Annotated in this window: 11 protein-coding genes; 7 read left to right on the plus strand and 4 right to left on the minus strand. The window is 46.2% G+C overall.

Going from position 1 to position 15,284, the window contains the following annotated elements:
• Positions 1 to 80: 80 nt before the first annotated feature.
• Positions 81 to 1,730, minus strand: coding sequence for an ABC transporter substrate-binding protein (locus tag ACFTRD_RS23090; protein WP_379384118.1), 1,650 nt, complete (start codon positions 1,728 to 1,730; stop codon positions 81 to 83).
• 458 nt (positions 1,731 to 2,188) lie between these two features.
• Here ACFTRD_RS23090 and ACFTRD_RS23095 point away from each other — a divergent pair, with 458 nt between their 5' ends.
• From ACFTRD_RS23095 to ACFTRD_RS23110, 4 genes are all read left to right on the plus strand, one after another.
• Entirely contained in the window at positions 2,189 to 3,196 is a 1,008-nt protein-coding gene (locus tag ACFTRD_RS23095) for a LacI family DNA-binding transcriptional regulator (protein WP_379384120.1), read from the plus strand.
• Positions 3,197 to 3,395: 199 nt separating this feature from the next.
• Entirely contained in the window at positions 3,396 to 6,797 is a 3,402-nt protein-coding gene (locus tag ACFTRD_RS23100; protein WP_379384122.1) for a GH36-type glycosyl hydrolase domain-containing protein, read from the plus strand.
• Between the two features lie 279 nt (positions 6,798 to 7,076).
• Entirely contained in the window at positions 7,077 to 8,450 is a 1,374-nt protein-coding gene (locus ACFTRD_RS23105) for an AAA family ATPase (protein ID WP_379384124.1), read from the plus strand.
• Positions 8,450 to 9,163, plus strand: a complete 714-nt coding sequence (locus ACFTRD_RS23110) for an RloB family protein (protein WP_379384126.1) — start codon at positions 8,450 to 8,452, stop codon at positions 9,161 to 9,163. Before ACFTRD_RS23105 ends, ACFTRD_RS23110 begins: the two co-directional genes overlap by 1 nt.
• Before the next feature lie 99 nt (positions 9,164 to 9,262).
• On the opposite strand, the gene ACFTRD_RS23115 is transcribed toward ACFTRD_RS23110, so the two are convergent.
• Positions 9,263 to 10,552: a methyltransferase domain-containing protein gene (locus ACFTRD_RS23115; RefSeq protein ID WP_379384128.1), complete on the minus strand. Its 1,290-nt coding sequence runs from the start codon at positions 10,550 to 10,552 to the stop codon at positions 9,263 to 9,265.
• Positions 10,553 to 10,810: 258 nt separating this feature from the next.
• Between ACFTRD_RS23115 and ACFTRD_RS23120 the strand changes: the two genes are divergently transcribed.
• Both ACFTRD_RS23120 and ACFTRD_RS23125 read left to right on the plus strand, forming a co-directional pair.
• Positions 10,811 to 11,314, plus strand: coding sequence for a GNAT family N-acetyltransferase (locus tag ACFTRD_RS23120; RefSeq protein ID WP_379384130.1), 504 nt, complete (start codon positions 10,811 to 10,813; stop codon positions 11,312 to 11,314).
• Between the two features lie 26 nt (positions 11,315 to 11,340).
• Positions 11,341 to 12,129, plus strand: a complete 789-nt coding sequence (locus ACFTRD_RS23125) for an SDR family oxidoreductase (protein ID WP_379384132.1) — start codon at positions 11,341 to 11,343, stop codon at positions 12,127 to 12,129.
• A 219-nt stretch (positions 12,130 to 12,348) separates the two neighbouring features.
• Here ACFTRD_RS23125 and ACFTRD_RS23130 read toward each other — a convergent pair whose 3' ends face one another.
• The gene (locus ACFTRD_RS23130) at positions 12,349 to 12,897 is read right to left on the minus strand and encodes a GNAT family N-acetyltransferase (RefSeq protein WP_062321589.1); all 549 of its coding nucleotides are present in this window, start codon (positions 12,895 to 12,897) and stop codon (positions 12,349 to 12,351) included.
• A gap of 31 nt (positions 12,898 to 12,928) precedes the next feature.
• A complete protein-coding gene (locus tag ACFTRD_RS23135; RefSeq protein WP_379384135.1) occupies positions 12,929 to 13,186 on the minus strand; it encodes a DUF2164 domain-containing protein in 258 nt (85 codons plus the stop codon).
• Positions 13,187 to 13,375: 189 nt separating this feature from the next.
• On the opposite strand from ACFTRD_RS23135, the gene ACFTRD_RS23140 reads away from it, so the two are divergent.
• On the plus strand, positions 13,376 to 15,109 hold the full coding sequence (locus ACFTRD_RS23140; protein ID WP_379384452.1) for a glutamine--tRNA ligase/YqeY domain fusion protein: 1,734 nt from the start codon (positions 13,376 to 13,378) through the stop codon (positions 15,107 to 15,109).
• The last annotated feature ends 175 nt before the right edge of the window (positions 15,110 to 15,284 follow it).

Below are 15,284 nucleotides of genomic sequence, written 5' to 3' on the forward strand. Positions count from 1 at the left end.
ATGTATAATCAATAATGATTATTATTCTCATTAATAACATAGAGGAAGACGTGATATTTGTACATGGACATCTATGATGACTAGTGTATGGACAGATGTGATGTCAGTTTGTGCATGAGGTGATGTAATTGCTCCATAACCGAGATGGGATCGAATCCATAAAACATATTCGCTTCAATTTCGTACAGTCGCCCTTCCCGGACAGCACTCAAGGCGTTCCAGGACTCCTGAGCGAACAGCTTGTCCACAGCATGCTGCTCCGACGATTCCCTGGCATAGTCAATAAAAATATGATCTGCCGCATACAGATGAATCTCTTCTAACGGAACATGAATGTAACCTGTGAGCAGCTGGCCATCCTTCTCCATGCGTGCAGGAGGGGTGAAGCCCAGCGAGTGATACAAAATATGAGAAGCTCTGCCCCATCCGTGACCGTAGATGTACGCCCCACTCTCACCAATCATGAATATGCATACGGCTGAACCACGTTCACCCATCATCTGATCCAGTGTACGATTGGCCTCCTGCTGAAGCGTATCATAACGGTCTAATAGCGCACGAGCTTTCTTTTCCAATCCCGTGATACGTCCCAAATGAATGAATTGTTCCTGCCAGTCGAGTTCTTCGAAGGGCATCAAAATGGTTGGTGCAATCTGCCGTAATTTGTCCATTCCCGAATGAGGTGCATAACCAAGGATGACATCAGGACGGGAGTCCGCGATCAGATCCACACGACTAATCAGTTCATGTTCAGAATACTGTTTGAATGGGTCGGGTCCGTATTCAACCATTTTTTCTTTCATCCATCCTGCGACAGCACCCAAATGAGGGATATGACCCAATGCAAGCAAGGAGGCGGTATAGTTGTAAGTGAGACTTGCGATTTTTTTTGGCATTTTCCGATATAATGTCGGTGCATAGCCTACCATCTGTTTGAATTTTCGACTTAGATAAAAGGTGTCCCTGTACCCCGTCAACTGCGCAAGTTCATGCAATGTGGGATTGACCAAAAGCAGGTGTTCCTGGGCAATTCGAATTCTTAGCCGGGTAACATACTCCACAAACGTAAGTCCGGTATGCTTTTTGAATTCTCGTGAAAAATGCTCTGGACTCACATTCACCTCTCTCGCTAATTGCTCCCGGGTAAGGGGATAGGCAACCATCTCATGAATGTGTGCAATCACAAGATCGAGCCATGAATGGTCTTCATGAGCCAAATGCACAGCATGATCACGTAAAGTATCCAGCAACTGATAGAACAACGCATGGGGTTTGAACGGACCGGACTCCTTGCTTTGCGAACAGGCCAGAACGAGGTCGGAGACCAGTTCGATAATGACGCGACTCGAAATGGCAGCAGGAGGTCCAAATGGCCAGAGAGTTTGTTCGTTATCAGCAGGATCAAAGGCAATGGCAATGCCCTGAACCGGCGATAGTGAACCGCGTTTGCTTTCATGTTGAAGTAAAGTACCCGCTTGACGCATGACAGCCGAGCCGCTATTAACCATCAAATGTCCATGATCACTAATCAGCCTTGCCTGACCCGAGGTAATGACATAGAGAACATGCTTATTGCTCCAGAGTTCATCTATACGAGAGTAAGATTCGTGATCATGGAGCCGAGCCAGGTGACACAGTCTAAACATCGCCGGAGGAACAGTGCTGATTTCCTGCAAGCGCCCAGCTTGGAGCTGGGACGATTTATGAAAGTTTGGAACCAGATTGTTCATAACTTAACGGACTCCTTATAGTGAATTGGACTAATATGCAGTATAATACCACAAAGGCATGTTGCAGGTACCCAAATCATTCCTTTCACATATTTCCGTGGAAAATGGATAAAGAGGTTGAAATCGCTATCAACTCCGACTATAATGAAAATGTCGAAACGTTTCAATCTATGGTTTACAGGTGTCTTCATTGTGATTTATAATGAATTCTTCCTCTAGTCCAATATTGAAATATGGTCTCTCGACCAAGTTATATCTACAATTAAAGGGTATAAGATTCAGCAGTGATGCTTAAAAGACGTGAAGTGAGATTTTTTTTTGGAAATACCTCGAAACGTTTCGATGAATCGGAAGTGGATGTAACTTCCGTTGGACAATGAATAGGGATGAGTGGTTGTTGCAACCATGTACAGTATAAAATGATAGGTAACAAGAAAGTTAGAAGGAGCGAACGTGGAATGGCAACGATTAAGGATGTGGCAAAGCTGGCAGGCGTGGCGCTCTCGACCGCTTCCTATGCACTCAATGGGGACAGCAAGGTAAGTGCCAAGACCAAGGCAAAAGTGCTGGAGGCAGCACGGGAACTGAATTATCGCAAAAACGGCTTTGCCATGGACCTGAAGCGGAGCCGAACGAACACGATTGCGTTGATTCTTACAGATCTGTCGGGTCCGTATTACTCCGAATTGATTCGGAGCGTACAGGACGTAGCGCTGGCTAACGGATATGATCTAATTGCTTGCAGCTCTATGGGAGGTCGCGACTCCACAGCGGTTCGTTTCTTGCAAGAAAAAAGAGTGGATGGCGCTATTATCCTGGCTCATAACATCCATGATGATACCCTGGTGGAATCTGCCGGGGGGCGTTTCCCAATCATTGTGATGGATCGGCAGTTGTCGAGTGATCATCTGGTCAACGTGCTGGTGGATGGGGAACAAGGTGGTTACCTGGCTACACGGCACCTCATTCAGAAGGGGCATAAGACCATCGCCTATATCAGTGGGCCATCCAATTCTTATGATAATGCTCTCCGTTATCAAGGATATTTGCGAGCCATGCAGGAGGCTGGCCTTGAAGAGAAATCCAAATGGCGTCTAAGCGGTAACTTTGTACGTGAGGGCGGATATAGTGCAACCAAGATGATGGTTATGCAGGGCGAGCTACCATCTGCCGTATTTTACGGGAATGATGAAATGGCGATTGGTGGACTGAAGGCATTTGAAGAGAGCGGAATATCCGTACCGAATGACATTTCGGTTATCGGATTTGATGATATTCAACTGTCCGAATATGTTCATCCTCCGCTTACAACGGTGCGGCAGCCCAAGCACGAAGCGGGTTCATTGGCAGGGCATTTGCTCTTCCAGATGCTGAATGGAGAAGCAGTGAATCCATCGTACACATTAACCATTGATCTGGTAGAGCGTGAATCTGTGCGATCGCTGCAGGTAGAGTCAGGAATTTAGCCGGCCTAAAATGTGATTTGTCGGTGGGGAATGTGGCTTGAGTAACTGTTTTTGATGGGCTAGAAGTTTTGAATGGAGAGTTAAATGATGGGGATCACCGTCCGAATGGGCCAGTCAAGGTCACTTCGCAGAGGCCCCCTATTCTTTTTCCGATGTATCGAAACGTTTCGATTTTATACTAATTGAAGGAGTGAATAGTATGGCAACGATGATTAATGAACCAATCCGGCTGACTGCCGGGGATTTATCCTTTACCTTTTTGAACAGTGGGGACTTGTATCAGGCCAAGTCCGGTACGACCATGTTGAATCAGTTGCTCAGCAACCAGATTGATGGATCTTTGAATAACCTGTACCTGCGTGTACATGAGGGAGAGAACATCAGCTCGTTCCCACTGCTGGGTGTGCGTTCGAACAGCAAAGTGATTACAAGCAAAGCGCAATCCGGCAATCAACTGATCTGGGAAGGTACAGTACAGCTTGAAGGCAAAGAGCAAGGCATTGGCTATCAGGTTGTGTTTACAGCTACAACACAAGGTGTCTGGTTCTGGGATGTGAAGCTCACAGGACAACAACATAACGTTGACGTGGTATATGGACAAGATGTAGGTCTTGCTGATCCAGGTGCCGTACGCAGCAATGAAGCCTATCTGTCGCAGTATATTGACCATACGGTGTTCGAGGATGAAGCTAAGGGATATGTGGTATGTTCCCGTCAAAACCAGCCTCAGGGCGGTGCTTTCCCTTACATGCAGCAAGGTTCCCTGACCAAGGCAGTGGGTTACTCTACAGACGGATTCCAATTCTTTGGTCTGTCTTACAAGGAAACGAACCAGCCTGAGAGTCTTAGCCATAATACACTGGCCAATGAGACGTACCAGTATGAATTTGCCTATACAGCATTGCAATCGGAGCGTGTAAACTTGGACGGGGAAGCCCAAGTGGTCTTCTACGGACTGGCCAAAGCAGATCATCCTGCCGGAATCTCCGCACTGGAATTCGGGGATGAAGTGACTGCGGCATGGAACGAAGTACAAGCATGGACTGTTGAGCGCGGTGAGACGTTGGAACAGGTGAAGCTGTCATCCTTCTTGGGTGAACCGCTTGCTGCACTTGATTTGACACAAGAAGAGATTAATGATCTGTTCCCTGATCGTCATCAGGAAGAGCATAACGATGATTCGTTGTTGTCCTTCTTTACGGGCAGCTATGAACATATCGTCCTGAAAGCGAAAGAAATGCTCGTAGAGCGTCCGCACGGCCATATTCTGATGAGTGGCGGCAACGTACAGCTTGGTGCGCCAGTGATTACGACAACGTCGTATATGTACGGTATTTTCAACTCACAGCTCGTTATTGGTAATACCAATTTTAATAAAATGATCAGTAATGCCCGCAACGCATTGAACGTGTCGAAGACGGCTGGACAACGCATTTATGTGGAAATGGACGGACAATATCGTCTGCTGACCATGCCTTCTCTGTTCGAAATCGGCTTCAACTATGTACGCTGGATCTATAAAACCGAGTCCGATACCATTATCGTGACCAACTACACCGGGGCACACACGACCGAAGTAAGCATGAACGTACGCTCGACAAGTGGCAAAGCATATCGCTATCTGGTAACCAACCAAATTACGATGAATGTCAATGAATACGAGTATCCACTGCATATGACGCAGGATGGCAATACGCTGATCTTCAAGGCTGATTCGCAAGCGATTAGTGCCGGAACGTATCCAGACTTGCAATACCGCATGTCGGTGGATGGCGCAGCCGTAAATGTTGGAGACGAAACGCTGCTGGCGAGCGGTATCCGCAGTGGGTCTGCATCGTTGGTTACCCTTAGTCTGGAAGAGAGTGCAGAATGGACGCTGAAAGTACAAGGGGTATTGGAAGGTCAAGCAAACGAGGCAGATGGTTCTGTCGCAGCAGGCTCCAGTCTTACTTTTGAAGAGGAAGTGCAGAAGTACCGCGAGTTCTTCGCAGGCGTAATGAACGGTTTCCGTTTGTCTCGTGGTGAGGGTCAAAGTGCAGAGGATCTGTTCAAAGTGAACGCGCTGGCTTGGTGGTACACACACAACATGTTGGTTCACTACTCCGTGCCTCACGGATTGGAGCAGTATGGCGGCGCGGCATGGGGTACTCGGGATGTATGCCAAGGTCCGGTTGAATACTTCATGGCAACGCAAAAATACGAGCAGGTTCGCGATATCATCAAAATGGTCTATACCCACCAATATGAAGATGATGGCAACTGGCCGCAATGGTTCATGTTCGACAAGTATTTTGCGATTCAGCAGGAAGAGAGCCACGGTGATATCATCGTATGGCCGCTGAAAGTGCTGGCGGACTACCTGACAGCGACTCGCGACTATGCGATTCTGGACGAGAAAGTGCCTTATACCGTTAAGCACAGCTTTGGGTTCACGGAAGAAACAGCGACGGTATTGGATCACGCGAAAAAAGAGATTGAATACATCCGCTCCCACTTCCTGCATGACACATTCCTGTCTTCCTACGGTGATGGGGACTGGGATGATACGCTCCAGCCAGCCAATGCACAGCTCAAACAATACATGGTGAGCAGCTGGACCGTTGCTTTGACTTATCAGTCTGTAAATGTGCTCGCACAGGCGCTGCAACATAAGGACGCAGCATTTGCGAATGAACTGGACGTTCTGGCTCAAGGCATCCGTGAAGACTTTAATCGTTACATGCTGGGTACAGATGTGATTCCAGGTTTCGTATACATGGAAGAAGCGGATCAGGCGAAGCTTATGCTTCACCCAACAGATACGGAGACAGGCATTCAATATCGCCTTCTGCCGATGACACGCAGCATGATCGGTGAATTGCTGAATGCAGAACAGGCTGAGTCACATTATGCGCTGATTCGTGAGCAGTTCCTGTGCCCGGATGGGGTACGTCTGATGAATCGCCCAGCTCAATATGCAGGCGGTGTGAGCAGTCACTTCAAGCGGGCAGAGCAAGCGTCCAACTTCGGACGTGAGATCGGTTTGCAGTATGTACACGCTCATATCCGTTACGTTGAAGCGATGGCGAAGCTCGGCAAGACGGATCAGGTGTGGAATGGGCTCGCCATGATTAACCCTGTCGGCATCGGCGAAGTTGTACCTAATGCGGAGATTCGTCAGGCGAACGCGTATTTCAGCAGTTCCGACGGCAAGTTCAACACACGGTACGAGGCGCAGGAGCATTTTGATCAACTACGCAAAGGAACGGTACAGGTAAAAGGTGGATGGAGAATCTACTCCAGCGGCCCTGGAATCTACATGAACCAACTGATCTCGAACGCACTTGGCATTCGTCAGGAAGGCGGAGATCTGGTGATTGACCCGGTATTGCCAGCTGAGCTGGATGGCATGCAATTCGAATTCGAATATGCAGGGGAGCCGGTAACGTTTATCTATCACTTGAATGAAGGTGCTGTGAGCCGTGTAGCGGTGAACGGCCAGGACATCCGCACCGAGCAAACGGCGAACCGTTACCGTCAGGGTGGAGCTCGTATCTCGCTGGATGAGTTCAAACAAGCGCGTAATGCTTCGGAACGCACGATTGTTGAAATTTATATGTAAACTCAAAAATTAAAATAGTGAATTACATCTCCATTTTCATTCAAAAAAACCTTTATCTAATCCACCTATAAAGTAGATTAGATAAAGGTTTTTACTGATTTCTTTAACTCGTTTGATGGATATAACATTAAAATATGGTGTATCAAAAGCAGGTAACATATAATCTTTTTTTGAATATTAAAGAGAAAAAATCTCTTTAAGTTTATTTCCTCCTCTTGAATGGATATAATAAGTAGAGGGAGTTTTAAGTTTAGATCCCCTGAAAAAGGAGTGAGAATAATGATCGTGCGATTCAGTGTGGAAAATTTCAAATCTTTTTGTGACAAACAAGAATTAACGATGATTCCTGCCAAAAAAATTAAAAAAAATAAAGAACATGTTGTTTCATTTGATAAAGTTTCGTTACTGAGAACTGCCACAATCTATGGGGCAAATGCATCCGGAAAAAGTAATTTAATTGAAGCGATGAAGTTTGCAAAGTATGTCATTACAAATCGAGTACCATTACAGGCAAATAAGATGTACTGCAGAGTAGTATCAGATGGTCTTAACAGAGATTCAACATTTGAATTCGAAATATTTAAAAACAATAAATTTTATGCATATGGCTTTAGCATGAATCTATTCGACCGTATAATTAAATCCGAATGGCTATATGAATTGGTTCCTGGTAAGGATTTGCAGCATATGCTTTTTGAAAGAGAAACTGAAATTAAACGCATAGAACTTGGTGACAGGATAAAGTTAGATGAGATGGATCGGATGAAGTTTAAAACCTATACTTTGGATTTTGAAGATAATAACTCAGGATTGTTCCTTAAAGAAATGAATAGGAACAAAAAGATTAAAAATGGATCAAGTTTGGAGTTTTTTAAAGATGTTTTTGAGTGGTTTGAGGAAGATCTTGTGACTATCTTTCCAGATCAGCCGATCACTGATTTTGAGTATTTTTATGGAGATGACGGTAATCAGAAAATCAATCAGATTATTGATTTATTTGATACAGGCATATCAAAAGTGAAGATTGAGGAGATCTCACTTTCTGATCTCAAGAGCAAGCTCCCTAGTAAACTGCTAGAGGAAGTACTCACTAGTTTCAAAAACAAGCTTGAAAACTCTGATCATAACAAGAATGCAATGATGTCGCTTCGAACAAGGAATGCATTTTATAATATCAAAGGCGTTCCGGGAGAGGAACCTATTATTACTACGATTATGTTGGAGCATGGCGCGCAGTCATTTAGTGACTTTGAGTTTGATGAAGAGTCGGATGGGACTCGGCGTCTATTTGATTTGCTAGACATACTGATCAGTAATAAGAAAAACAAAGTATACGTAATTGATGAATTGGAGCGGAGCCTTCATCCCAAATTAACCTATAAATTTATTGAATTGTTTTTTGAAATTTTAAAGAACAATCATACTCAGCTTATTTTCACTACGCATGAATCTACCATCATGGACCAGAATCTGCTGCGAAGGGACGAAATCTGGTTTGTTGAACGAAATAAAGATAATATCTCGCACTTGTACTCCCTGGATCGATTTAAAGAACGGTATGATAAAAAGTTAAGCAAAAATTATCTCGATGGACGCTATGGTGGGATCCCTATATTGAAAATTTTTCCATTTTCGGAAGACGGTGAAGTCTAATGAGTCCGCTAAGAGAATTACGATCATGGACAACACGATATGAAGATGAGATCAGCATAGATCCCTTGCAGAGATATTATTTAATATTTGAAGGAGCCAATACCGAGAAGCAATACTTTAAAGGGGTAGACACTCATCGAAAAGAATTGGGAATAAACAATCTGATTGAGATGGTTATTTTGAGTAAAGAAGGTGAAATCCGAGACTATAGTCATCCTTCAAAACTATTGGCGTTAATCCAACAGAAAAAAGGAGAACTCATTAAGTCCGGATCGTATGATAAATTGATCGATCAGTTCGTCATTGTGTTTGACCGTGACAGTTTTGAAACTAAAGAGATGTACTTGGAATTTTTACAGTTAGCTGGCGAAGAAAATATTCTGACCATTACAAGTCCATGTTTTGAAACCTGGTTGATATTACACTATGAAGATGCAATTACTCTTTATATAGATCCCGAAAGGGACAAGATACAAAAAAATGAAAAAGTGAGTAAAGCACATTCTTTTACGAGCAAGCTTTTTTCTGAACTTTCGGGGATGAATCCCAAAACAGCTTTGAAATTTGATGTATTGAAGGAAAACGTGGATCGAGCTATTCAAGCAGAGAAACAACTAGAACAGGACGTTCATCGACTGGGAGAGGCAATAGGCTCAAACGTTGGACAACTGATTGAACAGATGAGGAAAGACCCAAGAGAGCCTCTGCTATAATTCATTGTATTCATCTTTTTATCAAAATCCAGACGGAGAGATTCTCCGTCTTTTTTGGTTACTATTCTTGTAGGTCGACGATACTCATTAAAATAATTTTCACCGCAAAGGAACGGCCAGCAACGTGTGCAACAATGCATTATGGCGGATATGCTTTGTAACATAGCCTTCGCCCTCCAGCCAGCTGCACAGCTCGTCCAGCAGTGGGAAATGACGTTCCCTTATCGTGTGCAGTTGGTCCTCATGACCTGCTGCCTCAGCCTGTTGGATATACGTCTGGCGGTGAGTTGCATCCACAAACATCAGGTCTGTCAGGCAGATCCGTCCACGTGCAGTTAACACTCGCTGCATCTCCTGTAACGCCAACTGCTGCTGGTCTGAGCTTAGATGATGGAAGGCAAAGCTGGATACGACAAAATCGAAGGACTGGTCGGCAAAAGGCAACGCCAGAAAGTTGCCAAGCTTCACATGCATCTCTGGATATTTGGTGCGGCATGTACGCAGCATCTCCCGGGATTGATCGATGGCGGTCATCGCTGCGCCGCGCTCTAACAGTTTGCCCGCCAGATTGCCCGTGCCTGTCCCAATGTCCAGCCCCTTCTCACCGGAAACAGGGGAGATCCAGCCTGCAGTCTGTTCCAAGGCCTCGTTATAGTTGTCATATATATTGAACGGCCTTGCACCTACTCCTGAACCTAACCCTGAATCTAACCCTAATCCTAATCCTGTATCTTCTGAATACATTGTAACGCTGTTTAGCTTGTGTACTATCCAGCTATTCTTATCAATGCGAACTTCATCACCGTTATGATCTGGCTCGCCTTCTTGATCCGGCTCATCTGTTGGTCGCATGGCTCCAGGTCTCGATTCATTTATGACCTTCGATGCAGTTTGTCCGGGCATACGACCATTCTCCGCCTGTACTCGTTGATCATGGATTGCCGCCTGGGTGTCGTAGTTCCAGCGGTCGTGCCAGTTCTGCCGGGCTTCCCTGAGGCGGCGCGCACTGTCTGCAAGATCATGCAGATGGGTAACGTCCAGCGGCCCGTCCTGGCGGTTGAGATCAATCATGCGCTGGGTCGTATCCAGCATGCGTTTTAACTCGACCCACTGGGCATACATGACGGCTTGCTGGAGCTCCAGATATTCTTCCAGCCGCTGCTGATTGCCTTGATCAATCTCGCCGAGTGCTTGGGTGATATCCTGAAGCGACATCCCGATCTCACGCAGGGCTGCAATGGTTTGCAGCCGCCAGATGTCATTCTCGGTGTATGTGCGATACCCGTTAGTTGTCTGTTTGGCGGGGGAAATCAGTCCTTTTTCCTCATAAAAGCGAATGGTTCTCGCTGATATGCCGAGTCTGTCAGCGGCTTCCTTAATGTTCATCATGTGCACCTCCTTATCGAATCAGTATATTATCGATTTAGTATAAAGGATGACGTTACGGAAAGGTTAAGCATTAAATTGCAATCCATTGCGTGAAATTTTAGTCAAGCCTGAGGCTATGCTACAATATAAGGCAAAGGAACATTTGCATCATATTTCATGTACAGCTGCAAAACGCCCATATAAACGAATAAGCCATGTTATTACAGAACGCTGCACCGAGCAAGCGTTATTGACTATTGCACGAAAGGTTGAATTTTTATGCTTACCAGCCATACATTTACCATTCGTCCATCCGAGATCAAGGATGCAGCCCAACTGATGGAGCTGGACGCCATGGTATGGGATAAACATACCTCCCCGGCGCCATTGCAGTGGCGATCCAGACAGCAATATTTGCAGCACTGTCCTCCCGGTAGTCAGTTGATTGCCGTTCAGGGAGAGCGGGTATGTGGTTATGTGGGCTTTCATCCGGCGACAGGGATGCCTGTCAACCGTCATGTATACGAGATTAATATCGCGGTGCATCCCCATGACCGTCGCTGTGGTATGGCTACGGCCTTGATGGATGCCATGAAGCAGCATGCTCATGAACACGGGATCAGCAAACTTAGGTTGCGGGTGTTATCCAGCAATCCGGGAGCAATTGCGTTTTATACAAGGTGCGGATTCGTGACGGAGGGCAGATTGGTGTCGGAATTTTATATTGCAGGCCAATATGTGGACGATATTCTGATGAGTTATTTTATACAGAGAAAAGGATAGGGTCAACTGTTGAAGGAGGAATAGCAATGGACATGGGACTTCGGGGTAAAAAGGCGCTGGTGCTTGCATCCAGTCGAGGACTGGGCAAAGCGGTGGCTGCCCAATTGGTGGCAGAAGGTGCTGACGTTATGCTCGCCAGCCGGAGCGAAGAGAAGCTTGCAGCGGTGAAGCAGGAGCTGCTGGCGCTTGGTGGTGGCGGACGTGTCGAATATTGTGCAACGGATGTGACGCGTAAAGAAGATATTGATGCTCTGATCCGCAAGACAGGCGAACTATATGGGCAGATTGATATTCTGGTGAACAATTCAGGCGGCCCGCCTTCAGGAACATTCGAGTCATTGACCGATGAAGATTGGGAACGTGCATTTGAATTAAATGTACTTAGCTACGTCAGACTGATTCGCGGTGCACTTCCTTACATGAAGGAGAATGGCGGACATATCGTGAACATTGCTTCAACTTCCGTAAAACAGCCGATTCCCGGTCTGATCTTGTCCAATACGTTCCGTACGGGTGTCTTCGGATTTGCGAAGACGTTATCACAGGAACTTGCGCCATATGGCATTTTGATCAACACGGTAGCGCCTGGTCGGATCGGAACCGATCGGATACGGGAATTGGACGCAGCGCGTGCAGAGCAGAACGGAATAAGTGAGGAAGAGGTTTCCGAACAATTCCGTAAGGATATTCCACTGGGACGTTATGGTCAACCCGAGGAGTTTGCCAAAGCGGTCGTATTCCTCTTATCAGGAGCAAATACGTACATTACCGGTACATCTCTTGTGGTGGACGGTGGCATGGTGCGTGCACTCTAGGAAGAAGCCTGATCTAAAGGTTCCAAGTTATACGGATGCATCAATATGAAAATAGGATAAAGATAAAGCCCCTCCTATCCACGTACTGTGGAGAAGGAGGGGCTTTGAGTTGATTCATGCATTGGGAGGAAAAAGCCTCTCACCTATGTCTGGAAATCTCACAGGTATGGGGCATATCACTGTTCTCCGTATGATGTAATTCAAATTATGTAAGTCTGATTAGCGTAAAAGTTCCCATTCATGCTGCAGCATGCCATACACCGCATGGTTAACATAGCCCTTGGGAAGCTTCTCAGCCTGGCGAATAACACCTTCAAGGACAAATCCAAGGCGTTCAGGGATAGCCCGGCTCCGCTTATTGTTGGTTGCTGAACGAATCTCAACGCGGTTCAGATCCAGTGTAACCAGAGCGTAATCCACCAGAACGCGACATGCACTGGTCATCAAGCCTTGGCCTTCAAAACCTTTGCCAAGCCAGTATCCAATGCTGACAGAGCGGTTGGTCCAGTTAATTTCGTGGAAGCCAATGACGCCTGCAAGATCGCCTTTCAGCCATACACCTGCGGTGAAGCCGCCGTTCTCAGCTCCCTGTTTCAACGCATTTGTAATGAAGTTTGAAGTGTGCTCAATCTCGGTCACATGGTCCACCCACGGTAACCAATGTCTCAACTGATCCCGCGAGCGGTCTGTGAGTTCGAACAACGGTTTGGTGTGTTCCATGGCAAGTGGGCGGAGTTCGGTATATTCATCCAATGAATAGGTAAACATGAGTGCAACCTTCTTTCTTTGAAATAATGGATTATCGGGATTTTTTCGGTAGCTTGCGCTCCAATGCAAACAGGTCTTCTTCCATCGAGGCCATGCGTTGATTCACCGTAGAACGTGCGTCACTCAGTGCCTGATTATATATGTAGGGAGCCAATTGGGTCATGAATAGATCCAGCATACCCCATGCTGCCAGATCGCCAAGTTCTTCGCCGCGTTCCTCTTCGAAATACGACTGGATGGTGCGTATGGCTTCATCCTGTTGTTCTTTGCTCAGTTTTAGCGCGTTCAATGGGAAACCCTCCCTTAAATTCTGTTTTTCTATCATGCTACATGATTCGCGCGAACCCGTCAAAATGGTTTTGGGCCTATCTTGTGTATAACTGATCCTGACTTTGGGGCGTTATTTATTGAACTCCTCCCTCGTTAAAGGTATATTTATATGAAACGCGTTGCAATTACTGAAAGTTCCAATCAATTCATGAAAGGTTTGATACCTGTGGACAATCGTACAACCCCACCTAACTTTATCAAAAATATTATTACCGAAGATCTCCGGTCAGGGAAAGTCCAGGAAGTCATTACCCGTTTTCCTCCGGAACCGAACGGTTATCTGCATATCGGCCATGCCAAAGCGATCTGGATTAACTTTGCACTGGGTGGCGAATTTGGCGGCAAAACGAATCTTCGCTTCGACGATACGAACCCGGTCAAGGAAGATGTGGAGTATGTACAATCGATCCAGGAGGACGTAAAATGGCTCGGATACGAGTGGAGCGAGAAACGTTTTGCCTCTGATTATTTTGATGAAATGTACAATCGTGCTGTCCTGCTGATCCAAAAAGGCAAAGCATACGTCGACGACCAAAGCGCCGACGAAATTCGCGCTATGCGTGGAACGCTCACAGAGCCGGGCAAGAACAGCCCGTACCGTGACCGGACTGTAGAAGAGAATCTCGACCTGTTCACACGGATGCGTGCAGGCGAGTTCCAGAACGGCGAGAAAGTGCTGCGCGCCAAGATTGATATGGCTTCACCGAACATCAATCTGCGTGATCCGGTCATTTATCGAATTGCTCATGCACATCATCATAATACGGGTGACAAATGGTGCATCTATCCGATGTACGCATTCGCACATCCGCTCGAAGATGCCATTGAAGGGGTAACCCATTCCCTTTGCTCCCTGGAGTTTGAGGACCAACGTCCATTCTATGATTGGGTTGTTGCCGAATGTGAGATGGAGAACCAACCGCATCAATATGAGTTTGGTCGCCTGAACCTGTCTCAAATGGTGACCAGCAAACGGAAACTGAAACTGCTCGTGGACGAAGGTCATGTGGATGGATGGGATGATCCGCGCATGCCAACGATTTCGGGTCTGCGCCGCCGGGGATATACACCGGAAGCCATTCGTGATTTCGTGTTCGAAACGGGCATTTCCAAAAGTCAGGGTGTCATCGATCTGCAAACACTGGAGCACTTTGTCCGTGAAGATCTGAAACTGAAAGCTCCGCGCACGATGGCTGTTCTGCACCCGCTCAAAGTAGTCATCACCAACTATCCTGAAGGAGAAGTTGAATGGCTGGAAGCGGAGAATAATGTGGAGAATCCGGAGATGGGCAGTCGCCAAATTCCGTTCTCTCGTGAGATTTATATTGAACAAGACGACTTCATGGAGAACCCGCCGAACAAATACTTCCGTTTGTTCCCTGGCAACGAGGTTCGTTTGAAACATGCGTACTTCATTAAATGTAACGATGTGATTAAAGATGCAGAAGGCAATGTGACCGAAATCCATTGTACCTATGATGTGGAGACGAAAAGTGGCAGTGGATTCACAGGTCGTAAAGTCAAAGGAACGATCCACTGGGTAGAAGCAACTCAAGCGGTACCGGCTGAATTCCGCCTGTATGAGCCATTAATCTTGGCAGAGGCGCCGGAAGCAGATGTGGAAGTGGAAATAGCAGGGGCAGAAGCTGAGGTTTTGGAAGAACAACCGGAGAAAACGTTCCTGGATCAGCTGAATCCGAACTCGCTTGAAGTGGTTCAAGGGTTTGTGGAGCAAGAGATGAAGGAAGCGAAAGCTCAGGATAAATTCCAATTCTTTCGTCACGGCTACTTCAGTGTTGATCCGAAACACTCCGAGCCAGGCCGTCCGGTATTTAACCGGGTCGTATCCCTGAAGAGCTCGTTCCAACTGCCAAAGGCATAAGGTGAGCATAGCGGTAGGCAAAGGTAAATTTAAAATCTTTAAGCTCAAGTTTACAAATTTAGGGTTATAAACTTAACTTGTAAACTTAAATCTATAAACGTAAAAGGCGTCTCCAGGGCAACAAGCCAATGGAGACGCCTTTCTCTTTACTACTACAATTCTTAATCTTTTGTTT

This window comes from Paenibacillus sp. NPDC056933, assembly GCF_042674385.1.
In the GTDB taxonomy this organism is placed as follows: Bacteria; Bacillota; Bacilli; order Paenibacillales; family Paenibacillaceae; genus Paenibacillus.

Bases quoted from the DNA above. Each gene is read 5' to 3' on its own strand.
- ACFTRD_RS23090 (WP_379384118.1), bottom strand. From the start codon at position 1,730: ATGAACAATCTGGTTCCAAACTTTCATAAATCGTCCCAGCTCCAAGCT.
- ACFTRD_RS23095 (WP_379384120.1), top strand. From the start codon at position 2,189: ATGGCAACGATTAAGGATGTGGCAAAGCTGGCAGGCGTGGCGCTCTCG.
- ACFTRD_RS23100 (WP_379384122.1), top strand. From the start codon at position 3,396: ATGGCAACGATGATTAATGAACCAATCCGGCTGACTGCCGGGGATTTA.
- ACFTRD_RS23105 (WP_379384124.1), top strand. From the start codon at position 7,077: ATGATCGTGCGATTCAGTGTGGAAAATTTCAAATCTTTTTGTGACAAA.
- ACFTRD_RS23110 (WP_379384126.1), top strand. From the start codon at position 8,450: ATGAGTCCGCTAAGAGAATTACGATCATGGACAACACGATATGAAGAT.
- ACFTRD_RS23115 (WP_379384128.1), bottom strand. From the start codon at position 10,552: ATGATGAACATTAAGGAAGCCGCTGACAGACTCGGCATATCAGCGAGA.
- ACFTRD_RS23120 (WP_379384130.1), top strand. From the start codon at position 10,811: ATGCTTACCAGCCATACATTTACCATTCGTCCATCCGAGATCAAGGAT.
- ACFTRD_RS23125 (WP_379384132.1), top strand. From the start codon at position 11,341: ATGGACATGGGACTTCGGGGTAAAAAGGCGCTGGTGCTTGCATCCAGT.
- ACFTRD_RS23130 (WP_062321589.1), bottom strand. From the start codon at position 12,897: ATGTTTACCTATTCATTGGATGAATATACCGAACTCCGCCCACTTGCC.
- ACFTRD_RS23140 (WP_379384452.1), top strand. From the start codon at position 13,376: ATGAAAGGTTTGATACCTGTGGACAATCGTACAACCCCACCTAACTTT.